The sequence below is a fragment of the Salibacterium sp. K-3 genome, from assembly GCF_054052005.1.
On sequence record NZ_JBSVZE010000001.1, the window covers coordinates 1,094,538 to 1,114,310 of the forward strand.

A 19,773-nucleotide genomic window follows, 5' to 3' on the forward strand; every position below is an offset into this window, starting at 1 on the left:
GAAAAACCTAAGGGTGTGGTGGATTTTCTTAAATAAGGAAATGTGTTAATATTAGATGTTGCAATCTGCTGAATTTATTATGACATTGTATTATAGAAGGAGGGGCACGGATGGTTTATTTAGATAACAGTGCAACGACAAAACCATGGCCGGAAGTGCTCGATGCCTATTATAAAGCAGCATCTGATTACTTCGGGAATCCCTCATCTCTTCATCACCCGGGAGTGGAGGCAGAAACCCTGCTGAATAAAGGAAGGGCTTCGATAGCAGACCTTCTGCACATACGCCCGGAGGAAGTCGTTTTTACATCCGGAGGGACGGAAAGCAATAACCTGGCTGTGAAAGGGGTTGCCATGAAGTACCAGGAGAGAGGAAAACACCTGGTAACGTCTTCAGTGGAACATCCTTCTGTAAAAGAAGCGTTTCAGGATCTGGAATCGTTCGGTTTCGAGGTAACCTATCTTGACGCTGACGAGCAGGGCCGGGTTGCTGTGGAAGATGTATTACATGCTGTACGGGACGACACGATACTGGTTTCGATTATACATGTAAACAATGAGCTGGGAACGATAAATCCTGTGGAAGAAATGGGGCGCGCATTGAAACAGTTCCCTAAACTGCTTTTTCATACAGACCATGTTCAGGGAGCAGCTCATGTGCCGCTGGACCTGCAGAACATTGATTTGTGTTCCATATCCGCCCATAAGTTTCACGGCCTGAAAGGTACTGGAGTATTGGTTGTAAGGCAGGGAATCGGTTTATCGTCTCTTTTCCACGGGGGGAGTCAGGAACAGCAGGTGCGGGCAGGCACGGAAAATGTTCCCGGCATTACAGCCATGGCTAAAGCACTGCGTTTATCCCATCATAAACGACAGGTTCAGGGCGGCCAACTTGAACATCTGAAACAGCAGCTTATCGGCAGCCTCCAGGAGATAGAGGGAGCTGTCGTGAATACACCGCAGTTGGGATCTGCACCGCACATCGTCAACGTTTCCTTCCCGGGTATGAAACCCGAAGTGCTTGTCCAAGAGTTAACGAGAAATCATATTCATGTATCGACAAAGTCTGCCTGCTCTTCCAAGCTCCAGGAACCAAGCGCAGTTCTTCTTGGAGCGGGGCTTGGTATGGAACGGGCAGCGAGTGCGGTACGGGCAAGTTTTTCCCACGACACGCAAGAGTGGGAAGTCGAGCAGTTTGTCCGGACGCTGCAGAAAGCCGTGCCTGAAATGATGAAAGTAATGGGAGAGAAAAAATAATGGAATATGATCATATATTAATCAGATATGGAGAGTTGGCGCTGAAAGGGAAGAACAGGGCTCAGTTTGAACATACACTGGCCCGTAATATCCGTTTTGCCGTGAGCGGGAGCCCTCGCTGCAAGGTGAAACGCACCTTTGGGCGCACGATGATTGAACTGAACGGGGAGAACCTGGAGGACGTGATGGAACCGCTCCGTCATGTTTTCGGGATTTCTTCATTCAGCCCGGCAATGAAAGCATCCAATGACATTGAGGTTATTAAGGAAACCGCACTGCAGGCGTTTCAGCAGCTCGACGGCGCGAAAAAGACGTTCAAAGTTAATGCCCGGAGGTCCTATAAGCCATTTCCGATTTCCTCTCAGGATGTCAATCACATCATCGGCGGACATGTGCTGAAAAATACGGAAGGTGCCGCAGTTGATGTTCATCATCCGGATGTGGAAATCAATGTTGAAATCCGTGAACAGGGGACCTATATTACCTGCGGCCGGGTCGATGGGCCTGGAGGTCTGCCGGTGGGAACGGCCGGTAAAGTAATGCTCATGCTTTCCGGAGGCATCGACAGTCCGGTGGCAGGGTATCTGTCGATGAAACGGGGAGCGGAACTGGAAGCGGTCCATTTCCACAGTCCTCCCTATACCAACGAACGGGCGAGAAAAAAGGTGGAAGACCTCACAAAGGTCCTGACCACCTTCGGAGGACCGGTGACGCTGCATGTCGTACCTTTCACAGAACTGCAGAAGGCTATTCATTCCGCCATCCCGTCCAACTATGCCATGACCGTTATGCGTCGGATGATGCTCCGTATTACAGAAAACATTGCGGCACAGCGGGAGATAAAAGCTCTGGCAAACGGGGAGAGTCTGGGACAGGTGGCCTCCCAGACCCTCGAAAGCATGCATACCATTAACGAAGTGACCAACATGCCGATTCTCCGGCCGCTGGTCACGATGGATAAGCAGGAAGTGATAGATATATCTGAGAAAATAGGGACGTATCCTATTTCGATTCAGCCTTACGAAGACTGCTGTACGATATTTCTCCCGTCGGATTCAGTAACAAAACCAAAGCGTGAAAAAGCCGCCCGGTTTGAAAAAGGGCTGGATTTTAAGCCGTATATTGAAGAAGCAGTGGCAAATACAGAAATATTGACATTTGGAGGAGAATCCGGGGCCGCAGAAAAAGATATGGACTCTCTTCTCTAGGATAGGGGCTGTCTTTTTCGGATAGCCCCCGTTATATGCTGTATTGCAGAAATTCTGAAACTGAATTGCGTTTCAAACGTAAATTCTCAAGGAAAGGCGGCAGTACCGATGGGACAATTGTGGTTCAATGGATCCATTTACACCATGGAGGCGGAGGGAAGGACAGCGGAAGCGGTATACATAGAAAATGGATGGATTAAAGCGGCTGGCTCCGAACAGGAATTACGATCCAGATATGTGCCTGCCGAGGAAATGGATCTGAAGGGAGCTTTCATGTATCCCGGCTTTCAGGACAGCCATTTACATATGCTCGGTCTTGGGGAAACGCTGATGAGCCTCGACCTTTCGCGGATGCAGTCGGCAGAAGAAATAAAACAGGCGCTGCTGGAGAAAAAAAGCCGGCTGTCATCCGGGAAATGGCTGACAGGAGAAGGATGGAACGAAAATAACTTTCTGGATCGGAAAATTTTTCACCGCAATGAACTGGATGAGATATCGTCCGGGCATCCTCTGCTGCTGACGAGAATTTGCAGGCACGCAGCGCTTGTCAATTCTGAAGCGCTTCGTCTGGCGGGCATTTCAGAAGAGACTCCCGATCCCCCGGGAGGAATCATTGTCCGAGACGAAACCGGCAGGCCGACGGGTTATCTGCTGGATACGGCGGCAGACATGGTCAGGCAGGTCATGCCTCCGGTACGTGATGAAGAGCTTCGGGAAGCGCTCCAGGAAGCCGTCCGGCAAATGCTCAGGAACGGCCTGACAGGCGGCCATACAGAAGATCTTAACTATTACGGCGGTTTCAGGAGAACATTTCGGGTTTTTGAAGATGTGATCAACCATGAAAACCTGAAGTTCCGGACGAATCTTCTTGTCCACCATGAAGTACTCGAAGACATGCGCAGGGATGGATACTGTTTAGGTCCTGTGAACAAATCCCTTTCATTCGGAGCGGTGAAAATCTTCGCCGATGGAGCACTCGGCGCAAGAACAGCCCTGCTTCGGGAACCGTATAACGATGCCAGGGATACACGCGGTGTTGCTGTTCATACGAGGGCAGAAATGGAAAACATCGTTAGCAGAGCACGGGATGAAAAAATGCCGGTGGCAGTGCATGTAATCGGGGATCTTGCGTTGGAATATACGATGGATGTTCTTGAAAAAAATCCCCCTCCCGCAGGCACAAGAGACCGTCTGATCCATGGGCAGGTAACTCCCGGAGATTTGGTAAGACGTCTACAGAACATGAACGTCGTGTTTGATCTGCAGCCCCGTTTTGTCGTATCCGACTTTCCATGGGTCGTGGAAAGATTGGGAGAAGAGCGGCTGCACTACTCTTTTGCCTGGAGGACTCTGCTCGAGGCAGGGATTGATTGTGCAGGAAGTTCTGATGCTCCGATTGAACCCGTTTCTCCGCTTGAAGGTATTCACGCAGCTGTGGCGCGCCGGATACCGGAGGAGAATCATGACGGCTGGCTGCCTGCACAGAAGCTGAGCCGTTATGAAGCCGTGCAGCTGTATACGCAGGGGAGTGCAAAAGCTGTCTCCGCTGAAAAGGAATTCGGGGTGATTGCTCCCGGATACCGTGCAGATTTTACGATACTGGAGCAGGATATCTTTCAGATACCGCTGGATGATATCGTGCATATAAATGTGAAAGCTGTTGTTGTAGATGGAGAACTTCAGTACGGAACATTGACCAATTAAAGGAGGTAAGGGTATTGAGTGCAAAACGATGGATTGCTTTAGGAATTGCAGCGATATTGTTTGTCGTCTCCATCGGGTTCCAGTTTGCCGGTTCGCTGGCGACGACGAATGTGGATAAGGTGATATCGGGAAATGATAATGTACAGGAAAAGGTAATGGAACAGGGAGTCGGCGGCAAAATAGCGGTGATCGACCTGCAGGGTACCATTCAGGACACCGGACAGACTCCGGGAATCATGAATGCGGGAACGTATAATCATCAGCAGTTTCTCCGCACCCTGAAAAGCGCAGGTGAAAACAATTCGGTAAATGGTATTATTCTGGAAGTGAATACTCCGGGCGGAGGTGTTGTGGAAAGCGATGAAATCCATGACAGAATCGTAGAGATTCAGGAAGAAACTGAAAAGCCGGTGTATGTGTCGATGGGGAACACAGCTGCTTCCGGCGGGTATTATATTTCAGCGCCAGCCGATAACATCGTGGCCCACTCTGCCACTGTTACCGGATCTATCGGCGTCATTATGCAGAGTGTTAATTACTCCGATTTAGCGGAAGAACTCGGGATTGATTTTCAGACGATCAAAAGCGGGCAGTACAAAGATATTATGTCCGGAAGCAGGGACATGACAGAAAATGAAGAGCAGATCCTGCAGCGGCTTGTGGATGATTTTTATCAGGACTTCGTTTCTGTGATCGCAGAAGGCCGGGATATGTCTGAAGAAGAAGTCCGTGACATTGGCGACGGCCGCGTTTATTCAGGGGAACAGGCTCTGGAACTCGGGCTGGTGGATGAACTCGGCACCTTGGACGATACCATTGCATTAATGGAAGAAGAGGAAGGAATGAATGATCCAACGGTTGTCCGTTATCAGTCGGAAGCATTCACCTTCAATCAATTCCTCGGCACTTCCGCACGGAGCCTTATTCTTGAAGATGCTGATCTGCTCGGCATTAAGGATCTGCTGATGGATTCCAATGCCCCGAGAGCGATGTATTTATATACAGAATAGGAGGGATCCGGATGGACAGTTATTCCGATTATCATAAAGAAGAAAAAGACCAGGAAGAAGAACAGGTTGATTCCCGGGAGGAAGTCCGTTCAAAATCTCCGGACCCTGCGCCCGTCCAATATGCAGGTTTCTGGATGAGATTCTGGGCTTATCTGCTCGATCTTGTCATTGTATTCAGCCTGAACGGGCTGCTCCTCAGTCCCCTCTGGTTTTCAGGTGCCGAATCGATGTCGGTGCTGGGATGGTTTACGGTGCAGGGGATATTAAGCGCCCTGACGGCTTATCTTTATTTTCTGCTTATGACAAAATGGCAGACGCAGACACTTGGGAAAATGGTGTTCGGATTGAGAGTTATCCGTAAAGACCAGCATCCGCTTCGTTGGCACGACCTCGTATTCCGGGAGATTGTCGGCCGGTTTATTCACCGCAGTCTCTGGATCACGAATATACTTTATGTCATTGTTGGTTTCACCGATCAAAAAGAAGGCGTTCATGACTCCATCGCCGACACCCGTGTCGTTCATGTGGATAAGTAACTTCAAAACGTCCAGCTGACAGAGCTGGACGTTTTTTAGGGTTAAGAATGGGAAGTTATGGTTATAATGGAACTAACATGGTAAAAGGCGGCGGAACGTATGGATTGGATGATAGGAGCGACAGCGGTGCTTTTCATTCTTTGTTTTCTCACTGTGGTGACGCCGGTTACCGTGAGGCTCCATTTTCAGTATGCGCAAAAAAAACAGGATATTCTGATGAGGGTATCGTTCTGGCACATTTTTTATAAAAAAATCGACCTGCCGGTGCTGTCTCTTGAGGAAGAGACCGGTTCCATCGTTGCAAAGGAAAAGACAGGGACCAACCTTGGAGAAGCCAGGGAAAAAGAACGGAAAGAAACGCCGCAGGAACTGCAGAGCCAGTGGCAGGCACTGAGTGTCTGGCTCCGGCATCTGGACGACATGCGCCCTCTCTTCTTTTCATTTTTAAATAAATGGAAAATCAAAAGGTTCAGCTGGAAGACGCGTTTCGGGACCGGTGATGCGGCGTGGACAGGGCTTCTTTCCGGGTTGTCATGGTCGGTGAAGCAAACGGCGGCCGGTCTTTTGTCAGCGGTAATGCAGATGACATGCAGACCTGAAGTGGACGTGTCGCCGGATTTTCAGAATCGGCAGTTTGAAACCGAGTTGACATGTATGGTAACGGTACGTCTCGGGCATGCTATCATTACCGGCATTCGGGTCATGACACACGTGAGAGGAAACATTTTTGCTCTCTGGAAAAAATCAAAAGCCGAAAGGAGAAGGGAGGAAGCATCCTGATGACGGATCACCCCATTCAAGGATTAATGAGAACAGCAATGGAAAATTTAAAGGAAATGGTGGACGTCAATACCATCGTCGGCGATCCCGTGGAAACTCCGGACGGCAGCGTTATCATTCCGGTTACGAAAGTAGGTTTTGGATTTGCAGCCGGCGGCAGTGAATTTTACGGCCGCGAGCGGTCGGAAACGGCGCTTGAGCATCCATTTGGAGGCGGAAGCGGCGGAGGTGTGTCGATCACACCAATTGCTTTTCTCATTGTAGGATCGAAAGGCATCAATATGGTTCACCTTGATGAAAATACGCACCTTTACGAAAAACTGCTTGAATTTACCCCTCAGGTGGTGGAAAAAATCCAGGACATGCTGAAAGGAACGGATGCAGCGTCACAGACATCACAGCGTGATAATAGGGAAGAACCTCCCATTTAAAACGGTACCCGGCAGATACACGCTGCCGGGTTTTCTTTATGATCTGTCTTTCTAATTGATAAAAAGTGTAAAAAAGCGTACGATGAACGTGTACATATTACCTTTAAAGGAGGAAACAGGATGGCGGAAGTAACGTTTAAGGGAACACCAATGACTCTGATGGGCAGTGAAGTGAAACCAGGAGAAGAGGCTCCGGATTTCACCGTTCTTGCCAACGATTTATCGGAAGTGACGCTGAACGATTCAAAAGGAAACGTTCGGCTGATCAGTGTGGTACCGTCGCTTGATACCGGTGTATGTGATCAGCAGACCCGCCGTTTTAACGAAGAAGCAGCGAATCTGGAGGGGGTCGAAGTGCTAACGATCAGCTGTGACCTGCCATTTGCCCAGAAAAGATGGTGCGGCGCTGCCGGCATCGAAAACATCCAGGTGCTCTCGGACCACCGCGATCTTTCCTTCGGCAGAAACTATGGAACGGCAATGGAAGAACTGCGCCTGCTCGCCCGCTCCGTGTTTGTCATCAACAGCCAAGGTGAAGTCACGTACGCGGAATATGTGCCGGAGGCAACCAACCATCCGGACTATGATGCAGCGATAGCTGCTGCCAAGGCCGCGGAATAAATAACACCGGCTCTTTCTCCAATGATGGGGGAAGGGCTTTTTTACGGCAGGACATTTTAACCGGATGTGCTTTTCTGCTATACTTTCGAAAGGAAAGCACGAAACGAGAAAGGGCGGTATGAGAGTGGAACCAGCAACAGCAGTGGAAAAACTCCACACGTTAATAGATGAAATGGCTGTTTCAATTCAGCAGCACACGGATGTCACGTATCTCGAAGCTTTGGCGGAAGCAGGAGAGAATATATTTCAGCATCAGGTGGTCCAGTCTCTTCCCGACGAAGAAAAGACACGGCTGGCTGATAAACTGGATCAGGAGCTTCCGGAAGAAATGAAAAAGGAAGAAATACGTAAAGCCTTTCAGCTGGCGGTCATCAAAGGCATGAAAGAAGCCGTCCAGCCGCATCATGCCATGACGCCGGATGCGGTGGCTATGTTTATGGGCTATCTCGTGGAAAAGCTGACGGCGAAGCGGGAAAGTCTGGCCGTTCTCGACCCCGCAGCCGGCACCGCGAATTTATTAAGTGCGGTGCTGAACCAGTTGTCCCGCGACACGGCTGCGTACGGGGCGGAAGTCGATGAGACGCTTCTGAACATTGCTTATGTCCTTTCAAACCTGCAGGAACACGATGTGGAGCTGTTTCATCAGGACAGTATTGAACAGTTGGCGTCTCCGGAAGCGGATGCCGTTGTTTCCGATCTTCCCATCGGATACTATCCGAAAGATGATGTTGCTGCTCCGTTCCGGCTGCAGGCACAGGAGGGACATTCCTACGTTCACCATCTGCTGATTGAAAAATGCATGAACCACCTGAAACCAGGCGGCTTTTTTGTCCTTCTCATCCCCAATTTTATGTTTGAAAGCGAAGAAGCAGAAGCCCTTCACGCCTACATCAAGGATGAAGCAGTTATTCTCGGTCTGCTGCAGCTTCCATCCTCCATGTTCAAAAACAATCAGGCCGGTAAAAGCATCTGGCTTCTTCAGAAAAAAGGGCCGGAGGTTGTACAGCCCGGTCAGGCTCTGCTTGCTGAACTGCCGTCGTTCAACAACCAGGACGCTCTTCTTGATATGATGAAGCAGATGGACAAATGGTTCAAAGAAGAAGGTTTCACATCCTGATCACGAAGAGTCTGAGACAAAAGGATAGAAGCCAACTGAAAACCCGGATAAACGACTAGCTCGCTGCGGCCGGCCACTGCGCTTTCCATGGGGACGGCTTCAGCTAACTTGGTAAAGAAGACCGCTTTACCAAGTGGATCTTCAGCTCGTCCTGGCACGTAAGAGTCTCCGTGGCCGGCCTCCGCTGGTTTGAAAATAAGGCTCCCCCCGTGGAAAGCGAAGTGTGTTGACGAAGCGTTGTAGGATGCAAAACAAAAATTCCGAATGATTCACTTAAGAATCGTTCGGAATTTTTCATTCATTTTATAATTTTGTCCTATGCTCTTTTTATAGCGCATACAAGTCTGAATTTGTTGAATATAGCAGAAAGCCGGCTGGTGCCTTGCATTTCAGGAATCCGGGTGTTTAAATGGAAAAGGTGAAAATGAGATGGAACTGCATATAAAGGAGCGTTATTCATGTCAATAATTATGGCTGTGAATGCGGGGAGCTCATCGCTGAAATTTCAGCTGCTCCGCATGCCTGAAGAAGAACTGGCGGCAAAGGGCCAGATAGAACGAATAGGGCTGGATGGAGCGGAAATGGAGATCGAATGGGGAGAAGAAGAGTTCTCGGAACAACTCGATATTTCCGATCATGAAGAAGCGGTCAAGAAGCTTCTCGACAGTCTGACTGCCAACCATATTATTGCGTCACTGGATGACATAGAAGGGATAGGCCACCGCGTAGTGCACGGCGGCGAAAAATTTGCCGATTCCGTGCGGATCACCGAAGAAGTGATAGAAGCCATTGAAGAAGTCAGTGAACTTGCTCCGCTTCATAATCCGGCCAATTTAACGGGGATCCGCGCCTTCCGGGAGATCCTGCCGAATGTCCCGGACGTTGCGGTTTTTGATACCGCGTTTCATCAGACGATGCCGAAATCAAGATACATGTACAGTGTTCCTTACGAGTATTATGAACAATACGGGATCCGCAAGTACGGCTTTCACGGAACGTCGCACAAGTATGTCGGACAGCGGGCGGCAGACCTTATGGATCAGCCGCAGGAAGACCTTAAACTGGTTTCCTGCCATATCGGAAACGGAGTAAGTGTCACGGCCATTGACGGCGGCCGCTCTGTCGATACATCGATGGGCTTCACACCGCTTGCGGGAGTGACCATGGGAACCCGTTCCGGCAACATCGACCCGGCGCTTATTCCATATATGATGGAGAAAACCGGCCAGTCTTCAGGTGACATTATCACGATGCTGAATAAAAAGAGCGGTATTCTCGGTTTGAGCGGAACGTCCAGTGACCTTCGGGATGTGGAGGAAAAAGGAAATGCCGGAGATGAAAAAGCACAGACGGCGCTTGACATTTATACAACTCGTATTCATAAATACATTGGGACGTATGCAGCCAGCATGAACGGCATTGATGCTGTTATTTTCACGGCGGGAGTCGGAGAAAACAGCAGCACGGTCCGTCAGCAGGTATGCAACGGACTCGAATTCATGGGCATCCACCTGGATGAAGAAGCAAATAAAACCCGTGGAGAAGAAACGTTTATCAACAAAGACGGATCACCGGTGAAAGTGCTTATCATTCCGACCAATGAAGAAGTGATGATTGCAAGGGACACGATGAGACTCGGCCTTCAGTGAAAGGGCAGTTTATTGAATAAAAATGTATTTTTTATAATATAGCAAGACCGCTGTACAGGTAGCAGAAAACATCTCTCGGGAATGTAAATAAACCTGATACAGCGGTTTTTTATCTTTTTTATTTCTCACTCCGGGAAGGACATAAAAATAAATTTTTATGCTTTTTTATGAATAAGTATTGCAAAAACATGAATCTCTTGTTAAAGTTATTGATAACAGTAAACATCGAATGCAGACGAACGAATCGTGAGGCGGAGGCCTCTCCTATTTTTGCTCATTGATGTATAAAAATAATAACTTCAGTATTAATATTCATCTGAAGATGGAGGGTATCATAAACATGGCGAACAAGAAAGTTGTTTTGGCGTATTCCGGAGGACTGGACACATCTGTAGCGATTCGGTGGCTCACCGACCAGGGATATGATGTGGTGGCGGTAGGCCTCGATGTAGGAGAAGGAAATGATCTTGAATTTGTGAAAGACAAGGCGCTGCAGGTAGGAGCGGTGCAATCCTATACGGTCGATGCAACAAAAGAATTCGCCGAAGAATTTGTCCTTCCGGCTATGCAGGCTCATACATTATATGAACAGAAATATCCACTCGTTTCCGCTCTTTCCAGACCTTTGATTTCAAAGAAGCTTGTTGAAATCGCGGAACAGACCAATGCTGATGCGGTGGCTCACGGCTGTACCGGAAAAGGAAACGACCAGGTGAGATTTGAAGTCTCTATTCAGGCACTTAACCCGGAATTGGAAGTTCTTGCGCCGGTGAGAAGCTGGGGCTGGTCGAGAGATGAAGAGATTGAATATGCGAAAAGTCACGAAATCCCGATCCCAATTGATCTTGATAATCCGTATTCCGTGGATCAGAACCTCTGGGGAAGAAGTAATGAGTGCGGTGTCCTGGAAGATCCTTGGGCAACACCTCCGGAAGGGGCTTATGAACTGACTGCACCGCTTGAAAAAACACCGGATGAGCCGGATATGGTGGAAATTGAATTCAAGCAGGGAAAACCGGTCGCATTGAACGGCACCGCTTATCCGTTGGATGAGCTGATCCTGGAACTGAATATGATGGCCGGAAAACACGGAGTAGGCAGAATCGACCACGTGGAAAACAGAATGGTCGGTATTAAATCCAGAGAAGTGTATGAATGCCCGGGTGCGATGACATTGATTCAGGCACACAAGGAACTGGAAGATCTCACTCTTCCAAAAGAAGTGGCACACTTCAAACCGACAATTGAGAAGAAGCTTTCCGAAGTTATTTATGAGGGACTCTGGTTCTCCCAGATCAGAAACGGACTGGAAGCATTTCTTGCAGAAACCCAGCAGAATGTAACCGGCCTTGTCAGAGTGAAGCTGTTTAAGGGGCATGCAGTAGTCGAAGGAAGAAAATCAGAGCTTTCTCTCTACAATGAAAAGCTTGCCACTTACACCCCTGATGATGAATTTGACCATCAATCCGCTATTGGATTTATCAATCTGTGGGGACTGCCGACCAAAGTCCACAGCATGGTGAACAAGAAAGGTGTCAACGTCTAATGAAACTGTGGGGCGGGAGATTTACAAAGAGTGCAGAGGAATGGGTGGATGCCTTCGGGGCATCCATTCCTTTTGATAAAGAATTGGTGCAGGAGGATATCGAGGGCAGTCTAGCCCATGTTAAAATGCTCGAATACTGCAACATTCTTACAGAAGAGGAAGCTTCCACAATAAAGACAGGGCTCAACAATCTGATGGAAAAAGCAGAAAAAGATGAGCTGGAATATTCCGTGCAGAATGAGGATATTCATCTAAATCTGGAAAAAATGCTGACGGATGAAATAGGACCGATCGGCGGAAAGCTTCATACCGGGCGGAGCAGGAACGACCAGATTGCCACGGACATGCATCTGTACCTGCAAAAACATACGCGCGAGATCATGGGAAACATCAAACAGCTTCAGCAGGCACTGCTCGGGCAGGCCGAACAGCATGTCGAAACGATTATACCGGGTTATACCCATCTGCAGCGGGCACAGCCTGTGTCATTTGCCCATCATCTGATGGCTTATTTCTGGATGCTGGAACGGGACTACGGCAGGCTGGAAGACAGCCTGAAACGCCTGAATGTCTCCCCTCTCGGCGCCGGTGCGCTTGCCGGGACGACGTTCCCGATTGACCGGGACTATGCAGCGGATCTGCTCGGTTTTGACGGAGTGTATGAAAACAGTCTGGATGCGGTAAGCGACCGGGATTTTATCCTTGAATTCATGAGCGCTGCATCGATGGTTATGATGCATTTATCTCGTTTTTCCGAGGAATTGATTCTATGGTCCAGCCAGGAGTTTAACTTTATTGAACTGGATGACACGTTTGCCACCGGCAGCAGTATCATGCCGCAGAAGAAGAACCCGGATATGGCGGAGCTCGTGCGCGGCAAAACCGGCCGGGTGTACGGCAATTTTGTCTCCCTGCTGACACTCTTAAAGGGACTCCCTCTTGCATATAACAAAGATATGCAGGAAGACAAAGAAGGCATGTTTGATACAGTCACGACGCTCGAGGGTTCTTTGAAGATATTCAGCGGTATGATTGAAACGATGAAAGTGAACACCGGCGTAATGGAAAAAGAGACCCATTCGGATTTTTCCAATGCAACCGAACTTGCTGACTATCTTGCTTCAAAAGGACTGCCGTTCCGGGAAGCCCACGAGATTGTAGGAAAACTGGTACTGCAATGTATAGAGAAGGAAATCTACCTGCTCGATCTTCCTTTGGAAGAGTATCAAGCGGCGAGCTCCCTGTTTGAGGAAGATATCTATGAAGTGCTTAAACCGTCCACGGTGGTAAAAAGACGGAACAGCGCCGGCGGTACAGGATTTGAACAAGTGCGCCGTGCATTGGAAAAAGCAGAACAAATCATTCAGGAGCACTGAATCAGATGATCAGGGATGTATGTTGACACAACGGCACACAAACGTAAAAGGCCCGAGCGGTGCTGCACCAAAACGTTCGGGCCTTTTTTGACGTTATCAGAGTATACGGTTTCAGGAACGGACGATCAGGACATCACATGCAGCCTGTCTGGCAACGCCCTCCGATACACTTCCTATGAGTATCCGCTCGACTGTGTTTAACCCGGTCGCGCCGGTAATGATCAAATCCACATTGTACCGTTTGGCGATATCTTTTGGAATTTTCACTCTCGGTGAACCAAACTCAATAACGGTGGTAACATCTTCTACACCGGCCTGTTTTGCTTCTTCCTTAAACTGTTCGAGAAGCTCCCGACCGTAATTTTCAGCACGGGAGACAACCGTTCTGTCATACTGTTCAATGGTGGCAAAGGTACGGGTATCGATGATATGAGCGATGATAAGGGATGCATCATTTTCAACGGCCATATTCACCGCTTTATTCAGAGCAGCTTTGGATTCCTCCGAACCATCCACGGCAACCAGCACATTTTGGTAAGTTGTCATGATATCCCTCCTGCTTTCTGGATATAGCTTTATAGCTTTCAATACTAAAAAATTCCCTCTTATTGGTGTGGACAAACATCAAAATTTTTCCCTTCGTATATGAATCATGTATAATAATCCTGTACATATCACAGTTGGTTCAGGATTGATCGAAGGAGGTTGCGGAATGAGGCACGCTCTGATTACAGCCGGTACCAAAGGACTTGGAAAAAAAGCTGCGGAACGTTTTCTGCACAATGGTTATCATGTAACAGTCAGCTATCACCGTGATGAAGAGGCTGCCGAAGCATTAAAACAGGAATGGTCTTCCTTCCGGGAACGTCTTTATGTTGTTCAGGCTGATATAACAAAAGCGGAAGATATCAAACGAATGACAGCATCAGCAGTAGGACAGTTTGGCAGACTTGATGTGCTCGTGAGTAATGCAGGCCCATATGTTTTCGAAAGAAAGAAATTAATGGACTATACCCGGCAGGAATGGGAACAGATGATCAACGGTAATTTATCGGCGGTGTTTCACCTCTTTCAACAGGTTATTCCCGTGATGAGGGATCAGCAGTACGGAAGGATTGTGACCTACGGGTTTCAGGGAGCCGGTGATGCCCCGGCGTGGATATACCGGTCCGCATATGCGGCGGCAAAGTCCGGCCTGGTCTCTCTTACAAAGACCGTATCCATCGAAGAGGCAGAAAACGGAATAACCGTTAATATGGTATGCCCGGGGGTTGTGACGTCAGATTACAAGGAAGCGTCCATAGCAGAAGCCCGCCGGGTTGAGGACAGCCTGACACCGGTGGGAAGGCCGGCGACCGGTGATGATATTGCGCGGGCCATCACTTTTTTATGTGAGGAACAATCGGATATGATTACCGGATCGGTTCTCGAAATTACCGGCGGAGTGGATGTCCTGCATAAACGGCGCTGACATCCTCGTATAAAAACGGACAATGTCGTACATCCTATCCGGCAGAGGTGATGGATATGACACGCTTACTGACGGCAGTGGCTGTATGTCTGCTGTTTGCAGCCGGCACCAGCAGTGCAGAAGCCGCTTCCCTTCAGAAAATATTCCTGTTTCAGGCAACTGCCCAGACGGATAAAGGAACGTACTATCACTGGGAATACAATAGTCCGGACAGTTATGAATATCATGCAGATGGCAGCGCATGGCACGGAGAACAGGCGCAGCCTCATGTTGAAGCGATATACGAACAGACGGATATTTCCCCGTCCTCCACCAAAGAAGAATTGGCGGAAGCCTTCCGCCGCACGGAACTTCCGCCGCTCAAACGGCTGGATATCCGCTGGCAGGATTCAGAAGGAGAGCTTCACACATGGCTGTGGGAAAAAGAACCACAGTCTTAAAGCTATTCCAAAAAGAAGTTTAATCCAGAAAATAAAAAGGAAAAAGCATTACCGGTAAAAAGAAAAGGAGGGCATGATGAATGAAAGTAACGTACCATGGTCATTCTGTAGTGCATATTGAAGCGAACGGAAAAAGTATTTTAATTGATCCCTTTATTACCGGTAACGGACAGTGTGATCTGAGCGCAGATCAGGTGAACCCGGACATTATTCTATTAACCCATGGACATAATGATCATGTCGGCGATACGGTGGACATAGCGAAACGTAACAATTCCTTTGTTGTGGCGCCGTTCGAACTGGCAACCTACCTTGGCTGGCAGGGTCTTGATACCCATCCGATGCACATTGGAGGAAGTTATACATTTGATTTCGGCCGGGTGAAACTGACGCAGGCTTTCCACGGATCTTCCTACACCGAAGAAGAAAATCAGAAGATTGTATATACCGGCATGCCGGCGGGCATTTTGTTCGAAGCGGAAGGAAAAACAGTCTATCATATGGGAGATACCGGACTGTTCTCGGACATCAAACTAATTGGAGACCGCCATAATGTGGATCTATTGTTTGTTCCGATTGGTGACAATTTTACGATGGGTCCCGAAGATGCAGCGCAGGCTGTACAATGGGTTAATCCAGGCTGTGTCGTACCGGTGCATTATAATACCTTCCCGCCGATTGAGCAGGACGGGGATGCCTTTATCGAATCGATTTCTCCGGTGAAAGGAAAAGCGCTGAAAGCTGGAGAATCCATCGATCTATAATGAGAAAGCAGGAAAGCTGTTTCAATGCTGATTCGCATGCATTGAAACAGCTTTTTTATATAGCAGAAAGTTCCATGTCCCTATGGTAAACGCTTACATCATTGTTTCAGATACGTTAAACAATGAACCACCTTGCTTTCCTCTTTTCGCATACGTATAATGAAAGTTAATACAGAATGAATAGAAAATTGATACAGTTTCAGCCGGAAAAGAGGTGGAAGCAGGATGCCGACAAAACATGAACAGATTCTGCAGCATATTACCGATCTTGGCGTCGGGGAAAAAATTTCGGTCCGCCGGGTGGCCAAATCGTTGAATGTTAGTGAAGGCACCGCATACCGTGCCATAAAAGAAGCTGAAAATCAGGGAATTGTGAGCACGATCGAACGGGTCGGTACGATCCGTATTGAAAAGAAACAGAAAGATAATATTGAAAAATTGACGTACGCGGAAGTCGTTAATATTGTAGACGGCCAGGTGCTCGGGGGAAGAAACGGCCTCCATAAAACGCTGAACCGCTTTGTTATCGGCGCAATGAAGCTTGAAGCCATGATGCGGTACGTGGAACCGGGGAATCTCTTGATCGTAGGAAACCGGTATCAGGTTCACAAGCTGGCGCTGGAAGCCGGCGCCGCGGTATTGATCACTGGAGGCTTTGATACAAATGAAAATGTCATTGCCCTCGCGGATGAACTGGAACTTCCGGTTATCTCGACCACCTATGATACGTTTACAGTGGCAACCATGATTAACCGCGCTATTTATGACCAGCTGATCAAAAAAGAAATTGTACTGGTGGATGACATTCTGATTCCACTGCAAGACACCTTTTTTCTGTCTGTGGACAACAATGTCGGGAAGTGGCACGAAATTAATAATAATACAAGCCACAGCCGTTATCCGGTCATTGATGACGATATGAAAGTCCGCGGGATGGTGGCAGCCAAAGATGTACTTGGTGCAGATATGACCGTGCCGATTGAACAGATCATGACGAAAAACCCGATTACCGTGAAAGAAAAAACATCGGTCGCTTCTGTGGCACATGTTATGGTGTGGGAAGGTATTGAGCTGCTCCCTGTGATTGATGAACAGAACCGGATGCTCGGCGTCATCAGCCGTCAGGATGTGCTCAAGGCACTGCAGGTAACCCAGCGCCAGCCTCATGTAGGAGAAACAATTGATGATCTGGTGACCGGACGGTTTCATGAAACCAGCGGGGATTCCGACTATCAGTACCAGTGTGACGTCACGCCGCAGATGACGAATCATCTCGGTATGATCTCCTATGGCGTGCTCTCCACTCTCGTCACAGAGACGGGAAGCCGTCTGCTCCGCCAATATAAACGCGGGGACATTGTAGTGGAGAACATCACCCTCTACTTTATCAAACCGGTGCAGATCGAAAGCACGATTGATATGAAAGGAAAACTTCTGGAAGTCGGAAGAAGGCATGGCAAAGTGGATGTTGAATTGTACCATGAAGGGGATATCGTCGGGAAAGCTCTCTTAATGGCCCAGATGCTTGACCGATAAACAAAAAAAGCAGGCAGAAAGCCTGCTCTTTTCTTAGTTGTCCAGACGCTGTCTTTTAGCTTCTTCTGCCGCATAGGGGCCGTGTATGCGGTAGGCTCTCCACCCAAGAAGGATATTGGCAGCGCCGACAAGGAGAAACACTAATCCGACAATAATATCCACCGGACCGCGGATTAACTGCAGAAGATTTGCCCCAAACGCTGCCATAAACAGCCCGAGACTGATATTGGCTTTGGCCTGGACCCATCTTCGGTAAGCATGGGCTTTTGTACGGACGGCTTTTACTTTGTAATATACATACATAGCAAGTGCCGCTGTAAGGATAATGATAAAAACAGGGGTCACTTTTTTCCCTCCTCGTGCCGGTGTCTGTTTCCGCCGCATGGTCAAGGCCGGAACCGTTATAACATGAAAGCTGACAGAAAGGAAGATAGCATGAAACAGAATATATTGCAAACCATTGAGAGGTATTCCCGAATCGGAATTTACCGCCATGAAAAGCCGGATCCGGATGCGTTCGGCTCCCAGGCGGGGCTGGCGGAGTTGATTCAGCATAATTATCCGGAAAAAGACGTGTGGACGATTGGGGAAAATGAACCTTCCCTTTCCTTTCTGACGGAGATTCGGGGAGAGGAAGAAACGTTAGCCTCCGGTACTTTTCTCGCTGTTATATGTGATACAGCGAACACGGAGCGGATCGACGGAGAGAAATGGAAGGAAGCTGATCAAATAGTAAAAATAGACCATCATCCGGAGGTTGAACTGTATGGAGAACCAAGCTGGGTGAACACGGAAGCAAGCTCCACTTCCGAAATGGTTATTGATCTGTTTCTCACTGCCCGGAGTAACCGGGGGTGGGAGATGACGACAGCAGCGGCGAGGCTGTTGTACGCCGGCATTGTCGGAGACACCGGGCGTTTTCAGTTTTCCAATACCACGCCGGAAACGCTCAAGCTGGCAGCTGAAGTGCTCCGTTTTCCGTTTGACACAACGGAACTGTTCACCCGTTTTTACGAGAATGACGAAAAACTTGTCCGCCTGAAAGGCGAGGTCCTTCAGCAATTTGAGTTGACGCCGGAAGGGCTCGGCATTGTTCATCTTCCAAAAGAGGCACTCGACCGTTATCATATTACGATTAATGAGTCTTCCGCCCTTATCAACGCATTTGCAGAAACAAGAGGATTAAAAGCCTGGGTGTTTTTTGTCGAAGAAGAAGAGCACTACAGGGTACGCCTGCGCTCCAAAGGACCTGTCATCAATACGATTGCCGCAGCTCACAACGGCGGAGGGCATCCGATGGCTGCCGGCGCCAAAGCAGCAGACAAACAGGAAGTGGAAACAGTGATTCAGGAATTGAAAGAAGCCTGCAGGGATTATACTCTGTAACAGGATAACGGCGGAGCTCTAGTCTTCCGGCTGGTCAATCTTCAGGTGAAGTTCCAGCGTGGAGTAAATGTACATTTCCCTGATCGTAAGCCGGTACTTCTTATCGCCGGTTTCGTATTGTTTATTTTCTACAGCTTTTTTGATCAATTCTTTTCCTTCCACGACACTCTCAATGTTTTTTCCGTTTAGAAATTTCACTTCGCTTTCCGCCTGCTGCTTGATTTCATACAGAGCGAGTTCATTCAGGCCGGCGCTTTCTTCATTGGTGAACGAAAGCTCGATGTCCTGAATGGTCAGTTTCTGTTCATTTTCTTCGTTCCGACGGCGCTCTTCGCTGCGCAGAACTTCGATCTGTTCTTCCTGTTCTTCAATCTGGAGACGCTGTTTATTCAATTTGATAACGAGTTCTTCGTGAACAGCACCAAACTGAAATAGAAAAAAAGCCCATCCGCCGAGGCCGCCAATAACGATCCCGGCAAAAAAACGCTGCCATCCCGGCCTTCTGTAATAAGGGGGGATCCTCATGGAGATATCTGCTCCTGTGTGATCCACTGAATAATTAATGTTCCGGTATTCGCCCCTCCAAGTGCTGCACAAATCATGGCGATGGTCTTATACATGTCGGCGTGAGTTCCGGCAAATAACCCTCGTTCGAGCGAAGTGATAGCATCGAATGTGCCGCCGATCGCAGCTACCAGCGCCCAGATTTTCAGTCCGGATGCGAGATCATGAATGGTCGAGAGGGGAGGTTTTCCGATTAACAATGCACCCATCCCGCCTATAATGGAACCGCCGATAATAACACCGAAAGCTACAAAAAAATCCATCACAAGGGTTCCCGCAAAATCCCTGCTGACCATCTGTATATCCCCTTTCTGTTGACAACCACAGTTTCGCCTGTACTATAAATATAAGAAATAAACAAAAAGGATATGCTTGTTT

21 protein-coding genes are annotated in these 19,773 nt (G+C 48.5%); 17 read left to right on the forward strand and 4 right to left on the reverse strand.

The window, feature by feature from the left end; genetic code table 11:
- The first annotated feature begins 110 nt into the window (after positions 1-110).
- The 12 genes from ACW9JV_RS05275 (at position 111) to argH (ending at position 13,234) form a co-directional block, all read left to right on the forward strand.
- The gene (locus tag ACW9JV_RS05275) at positions 111-1,256 is read left to right on the forward strand and encodes a cysteine desulfurase family protein (RefSeq protein WP_457332072.1); all 1,146 of its coding nucleotides are present in this window, start codon (positions 111-113) and stop codon (positions 1,254-1,256) included.
- Positions 1,253-2,464, forward strand: a complete 1,212-nt coding sequence (gene thiI / locus ACW9JV_RS05280; RefSeq protein WP_457334581.1) for a tRNA uracil 4-sulfurtransferase ThiI — start codon at positions 1,253-1,255, stop codon at positions 2,462-2,464. The genes ACW9JV_RS05275 and thiI overlap by 4 nt, the downstream gene beginning before the upstream one ends.
- Before the next feature lie 108 nt (positions 2,465-2,572).
- Entirely contained in the window at positions 2,573-4,168 is a 1,596-nt protein-coding gene (locus ACW9JV_RS05285; protein WP_457332074.1) for an amidohydrolase, read from the forward strand.
- A gap of 14 nt (positions 4,169-4,182) precedes the next feature.
- A complete protein-coding gene (gene sppA, locus ACW9JV_RS05290) occupies positions 4,183-5,178 on the forward strand; it encodes a signal peptide peptidase SppA (RefSeq protein WP_457332076.1) in 996 nt (331 codons plus the stop codon).
- Positions 5,179-5,189: 11 nt separating this feature from the next.
- Complete coding sequence (locus tag ACW9JV_RS05295; protein ID WP_457332078.1) at positions 5,190-5,714, forward strand: RDD family protein; 525 nt, start codon at positions 5,190-5,192, stop codon at positions 5,712-5,714.
- A 99-nt stretch (positions 5,715-5,813) separates the two neighbouring features.
- Positions 5,814-6,494: a DUF2953 domain-containing protein gene (locus tag ACW9JV_RS05300; protein ID WP_457332080.1), complete on the forward strand. Its 681-nt coding sequence runs from the start codon at positions 5,814-5,816 to the stop codon at positions 6,492-6,494.
- Positions 6,494-6,925 carry a GerW family sporulation protein gene (gene ytfJ, locus ACW9JV_RS05305; RefSeq protein WP_457332082.1) on the forward strand — a complete coding sequence of 144 codons (432 nt, stop codon included), beginning with the start codon at positions 6,494-6,496 and terminating at the stop codon, positions 6,923-6,925. The genes ACW9JV_RS05300 and ytfJ overlap by 1 nt, the downstream gene beginning before the upstream one ends.
- Positions 6,926-7,045: 120 nt before the next feature.
- Positions 7,046-7,546 (forward strand): thiol peroxidase, encoded by a 501-nt coding sequence (gene tpx, locus ACW9JV_RS05310; protein ID WP_457332084.1) that lies wholly within the window; start codon positions 7,046-7,048, stop codon positions 7,544-7,546.
- Positions 7,547-7,670: 124 nt separating this feature from the next.
- Positions 7,671-8,663, forward strand: a complete 993-nt coding sequence (locus ACW9JV_RS05315; RefSeq protein WP_457332086.1) for a class I SAM-dependent methyltransferase — start codon at positions 7,671-7,673, stop codon at positions 8,661-8,663.
- Positions 8,664-9,121: 458 nt separating this feature from the next.
- Complete coding sequence (locus ACW9JV_RS05320; protein ID WP_457332088.1) at positions 9,122-10,312, forward strand: acetate/propionate family kinase; 1,191 nt, start codon at positions 9,122-9,124, stop codon at positions 10,310-10,312.
- Between the two features lie 340 nt (positions 10,313-10,652).
- Positions 10,653-11,858 (forward strand): argininosuccinate synthase, encoded by a 1,206-nt coding sequence (locus tag ACW9JV_RS05325; protein WP_457332090.1) that lies wholly within the window; start codon positions 10,653-10,655, stop codon positions 11,856-11,858.
- Positions 11,858-13,234, forward strand: coding sequence for an argininosuccinate lyase (argH, locus tag ACW9JV_RS05330; RefSeq protein ID WP_457332092.1), 1,377 nt, complete (start codon positions 11,858-11,860; stop codon positions 13,232-13,234). Before ACW9JV_RS05325 ends, argH begins: the two co-directional genes overlap by 1 nt.
- A gap of 111 nt (positions 13,235-13,345) precedes the next feature.
- On the opposite strand, the gene ACW9JV_RS05335 is transcribed toward argH, so the two are convergent.
- A complete protein-coding gene (locus ACW9JV_RS05335) occupies positions 13,346-13,780 on the reverse strand; it encodes a universal stress protein (protein ID WP_457332094.1) in 435 nt (144 codons plus the stop codon).
- A 166-nt stretch (positions 13,781-13,946) separates the two neighbouring features.
- Here ACW9JV_RS05335 and ACW9JV_RS05340 point away from each other — a divergent pair, with 166 nt between their 5' ends.
- The 4 genes from ACW9JV_RS05340 (at position 13,947) to ACW9JV_RS05355 (ending at position 17,445) form a co-directional block, all read left to right on the forward strand.
- On the forward strand, positions 13,947-14,705 hold the full coding sequence (locus tag ACW9JV_RS05340; RefSeq protein WP_457332096.1) for an SDR family oxidoreductase: 759 nt from the start codon (positions 13,947-13,949) through the stop codon (positions 14,703-14,705).
- A gap of 56 nt (positions 14,706-14,761) precedes the next feature.
- The gene (locus tag ACW9JV_RS05345; protein ID WP_457332098.1) at positions 14,762-15,145 is read left to right on the forward strand and encodes a hypothetical protein; all 384 of its coding nucleotides are present in this window, start codon (positions 14,762-14,764) and stop codon (positions 15,143-15,145) included.
- Positions 15,146-15,225: 80 nt separating this feature from the next.
- Positions 15,226-15,909 carry a metal-dependent hydrolase gene (locus tag ACW9JV_RS05350; protein ID WP_457332100.1) on the forward strand — a complete coding sequence of 228 codons (684 nt, stop codon included), beginning with the start codon at positions 15,226-15,228 and terminating at the stop codon, positions 15,907-15,909.
- A gap of 225 nt (positions 15,910-16,134) precedes the next feature.
- Complete coding sequence (locus tag ACW9JV_RS05355) at positions 16,135-17,445, forward strand: DRTGG domain-containing protein (RefSeq protein ID WP_457332102.1); 1,311 nt, start codon at positions 16,135-16,137, stop codon at positions 17,443-17,445.
- Between the two features lie 33 nt (positions 17,446-17,478).
- Here the strand turns inward: ACW9JV_RS05355 and ACW9JV_RS05360 are convergent, their stop codons facing one another.
- Positions 17,479-17,790, reverse strand: coding sequence for a YtpI family protein (locus ACW9JV_RS05360; protein WP_457332104.1), 312 nt, complete (start codon positions 17,788-17,790; stop codon positions 17,479-17,481).
- A 90-nt stretch (positions 17,791-17,880) separates the two neighbouring features.
- Between ACW9JV_RS05360 and ACW9JV_RS05365 the strand changes: the two genes are divergently transcribed.
- Positions 17,881-18,831 (forward strand): DHH family phosphoesterase, encoded by a 951-nt coding sequence (locus ACW9JV_RS05365; protein WP_457332106.1) that lies wholly within the window; start codon positions 17,881-17,883, stop codon positions 18,829-18,831.
- An 18-nt stretch (positions 18,832-18,849) separates the two neighbouring features.
- Here the strand turns inward: ACW9JV_RS05365 and ytrI are convergent, their stop codons facing one another.
- Together ytrI and ACW9JV_RS05375 are read right to left on the reverse strand one after the other, a co-directional pair.
- Entirely contained in the window at positions 18,850-19,356 is a 507-nt protein-coding gene (ytrI, locus tag ACW9JV_RS05370) for a sporulation membrane protein YtrI (protein WP_457332108.1), read from the reverse strand.
- Entirely contained in the window at positions 19,353-19,691 is a 339-nt protein-coding gene (locus ACW9JV_RS05375; protein ID WP_457332110.1) for a YtrH family sporulation protein, read from the reverse strand. The genes ytrI and ACW9JV_RS05375 overlap by 4 nt, the downstream gene beginning before the upstream one ends.
- Between the last annotated feature and the right edge of the window lie 82 nt (positions 19,692-19,773).

Bases quoted from the DNA above. Each gene is read 5' to 3' on its own strand.
- ACW9JV_RS05355 (WP_457332102.1), top strand. From the start codon at position 16,135: ATGCCGACAAAACATGAACAGATTCTGCAGCATATTACCGATCTTGGC.
- ACW9JV_RS05295 (WP_457332078.1), top strand. From the start codon at position 5,190: ATGGACAGTTATTCCGATTATCATAAAGAAGAAAAAGACCAGGAAGAA.
- ytrI (WP_457332108.1), bottom strand. From the start codon at position 19,356: ATGAGGATCCCCCCTTATTACAGAAGGCCGGGATGGCAGCGTTTTTTT.
- ACW9JV_RS05320 (WP_457332088.1), top strand. From the start codon at position 9,122: ATGTCAATAATTATGGCTGTGAATGCGGGGAGCTCATCGCTGAAATTT.
- ACW9JV_RS05285 (WP_457332074.1), top strand. From the start codon at position 2,573: ATGGGACAATTGTGGTTCAATGGATCCATTTACACCATGGAGGCGGAG.
- ACW9JV_RS05345 (WP_457332098.1), top strand. From the start codon at position 14,762: ATGACACGCTTACTGACGGCAGTGGCTGTATGTCTGCTGTTTGCAGCC.
- ACW9JV_RS05340 (WP_457332096.1), top strand. From the start codon at position 13,947: ATGAGGCACGCTCTGATTACAGCCGGTACCAAAGGACTTGGAAAAAAA.
- ACW9JV_RS05375 (WP_457332110.1), bottom strand. From the start codon at position 19,691: ATGGTCAGCAGGGATTTTGCGGGAACCCTTGTGATGGATTTTTTTGTA.
- ACW9JV_RS05275 (WP_457332072.1), top strand. From the start codon at position 111: ATGGTTTATTTAGATAACAGTGCAACGACAAAACCATGGCCGGAAGTG.
- ACW9JV_RS05365 (WP_457332106.1), top strand. From the start codon at position 17,881: ATGAAACAGAATATATTGCAAACCATTGAGAGGTATTCCCGAATCGGA.
- ytfJ (WP_457332082.1), top strand. From the start codon at position 6,494: ATGACGGATCACCCCATTCAAGGATTAATGAGAACAGCAATGGAAAAT.
- argH (WP_457332092.1), top strand. From the start codon at position 11,858: ATGAAACTGTGGGGCGGGAGATTTACAAAGAGTGCAGAGGAATGGGTG.
- tpx (WP_457332084.1), top strand. From the start codon at position 7,046: ATGGCGGAAGTAACGTTTAAGGGAACACCAATGACTCTGATGGGCAGT.
- ACW9JV_RS05350 (WP_457332100.1), top strand. From the start codon at position 15,226: ATGAAAGTAACGTACCATGGTCATTCTGTAGTGCATATTGAAGCGAAC.
- ACW9JV_RS05325 (WP_457332090.1), top strand. From the start codon at position 10,653: ATGGCGAACAAGAAAGTTGTTTTGGCGTATTCCGGAGGACTGGACACA.
- ACW9JV_RS05335 (WP_457332094.1), bottom strand. From the start codon at position 13,780: ATGACAACTTACCAAAATGTGCTGGTTGCCGTGGATGGTTCGGAGGAA.
- ACW9JV_RS05300 (WP_457332080.1), top strand. From the start codon at position 5,814: ATGGATTGGATGATAGGAGCGACAGCGGTGCTTTTCATTCTTTGTTTT.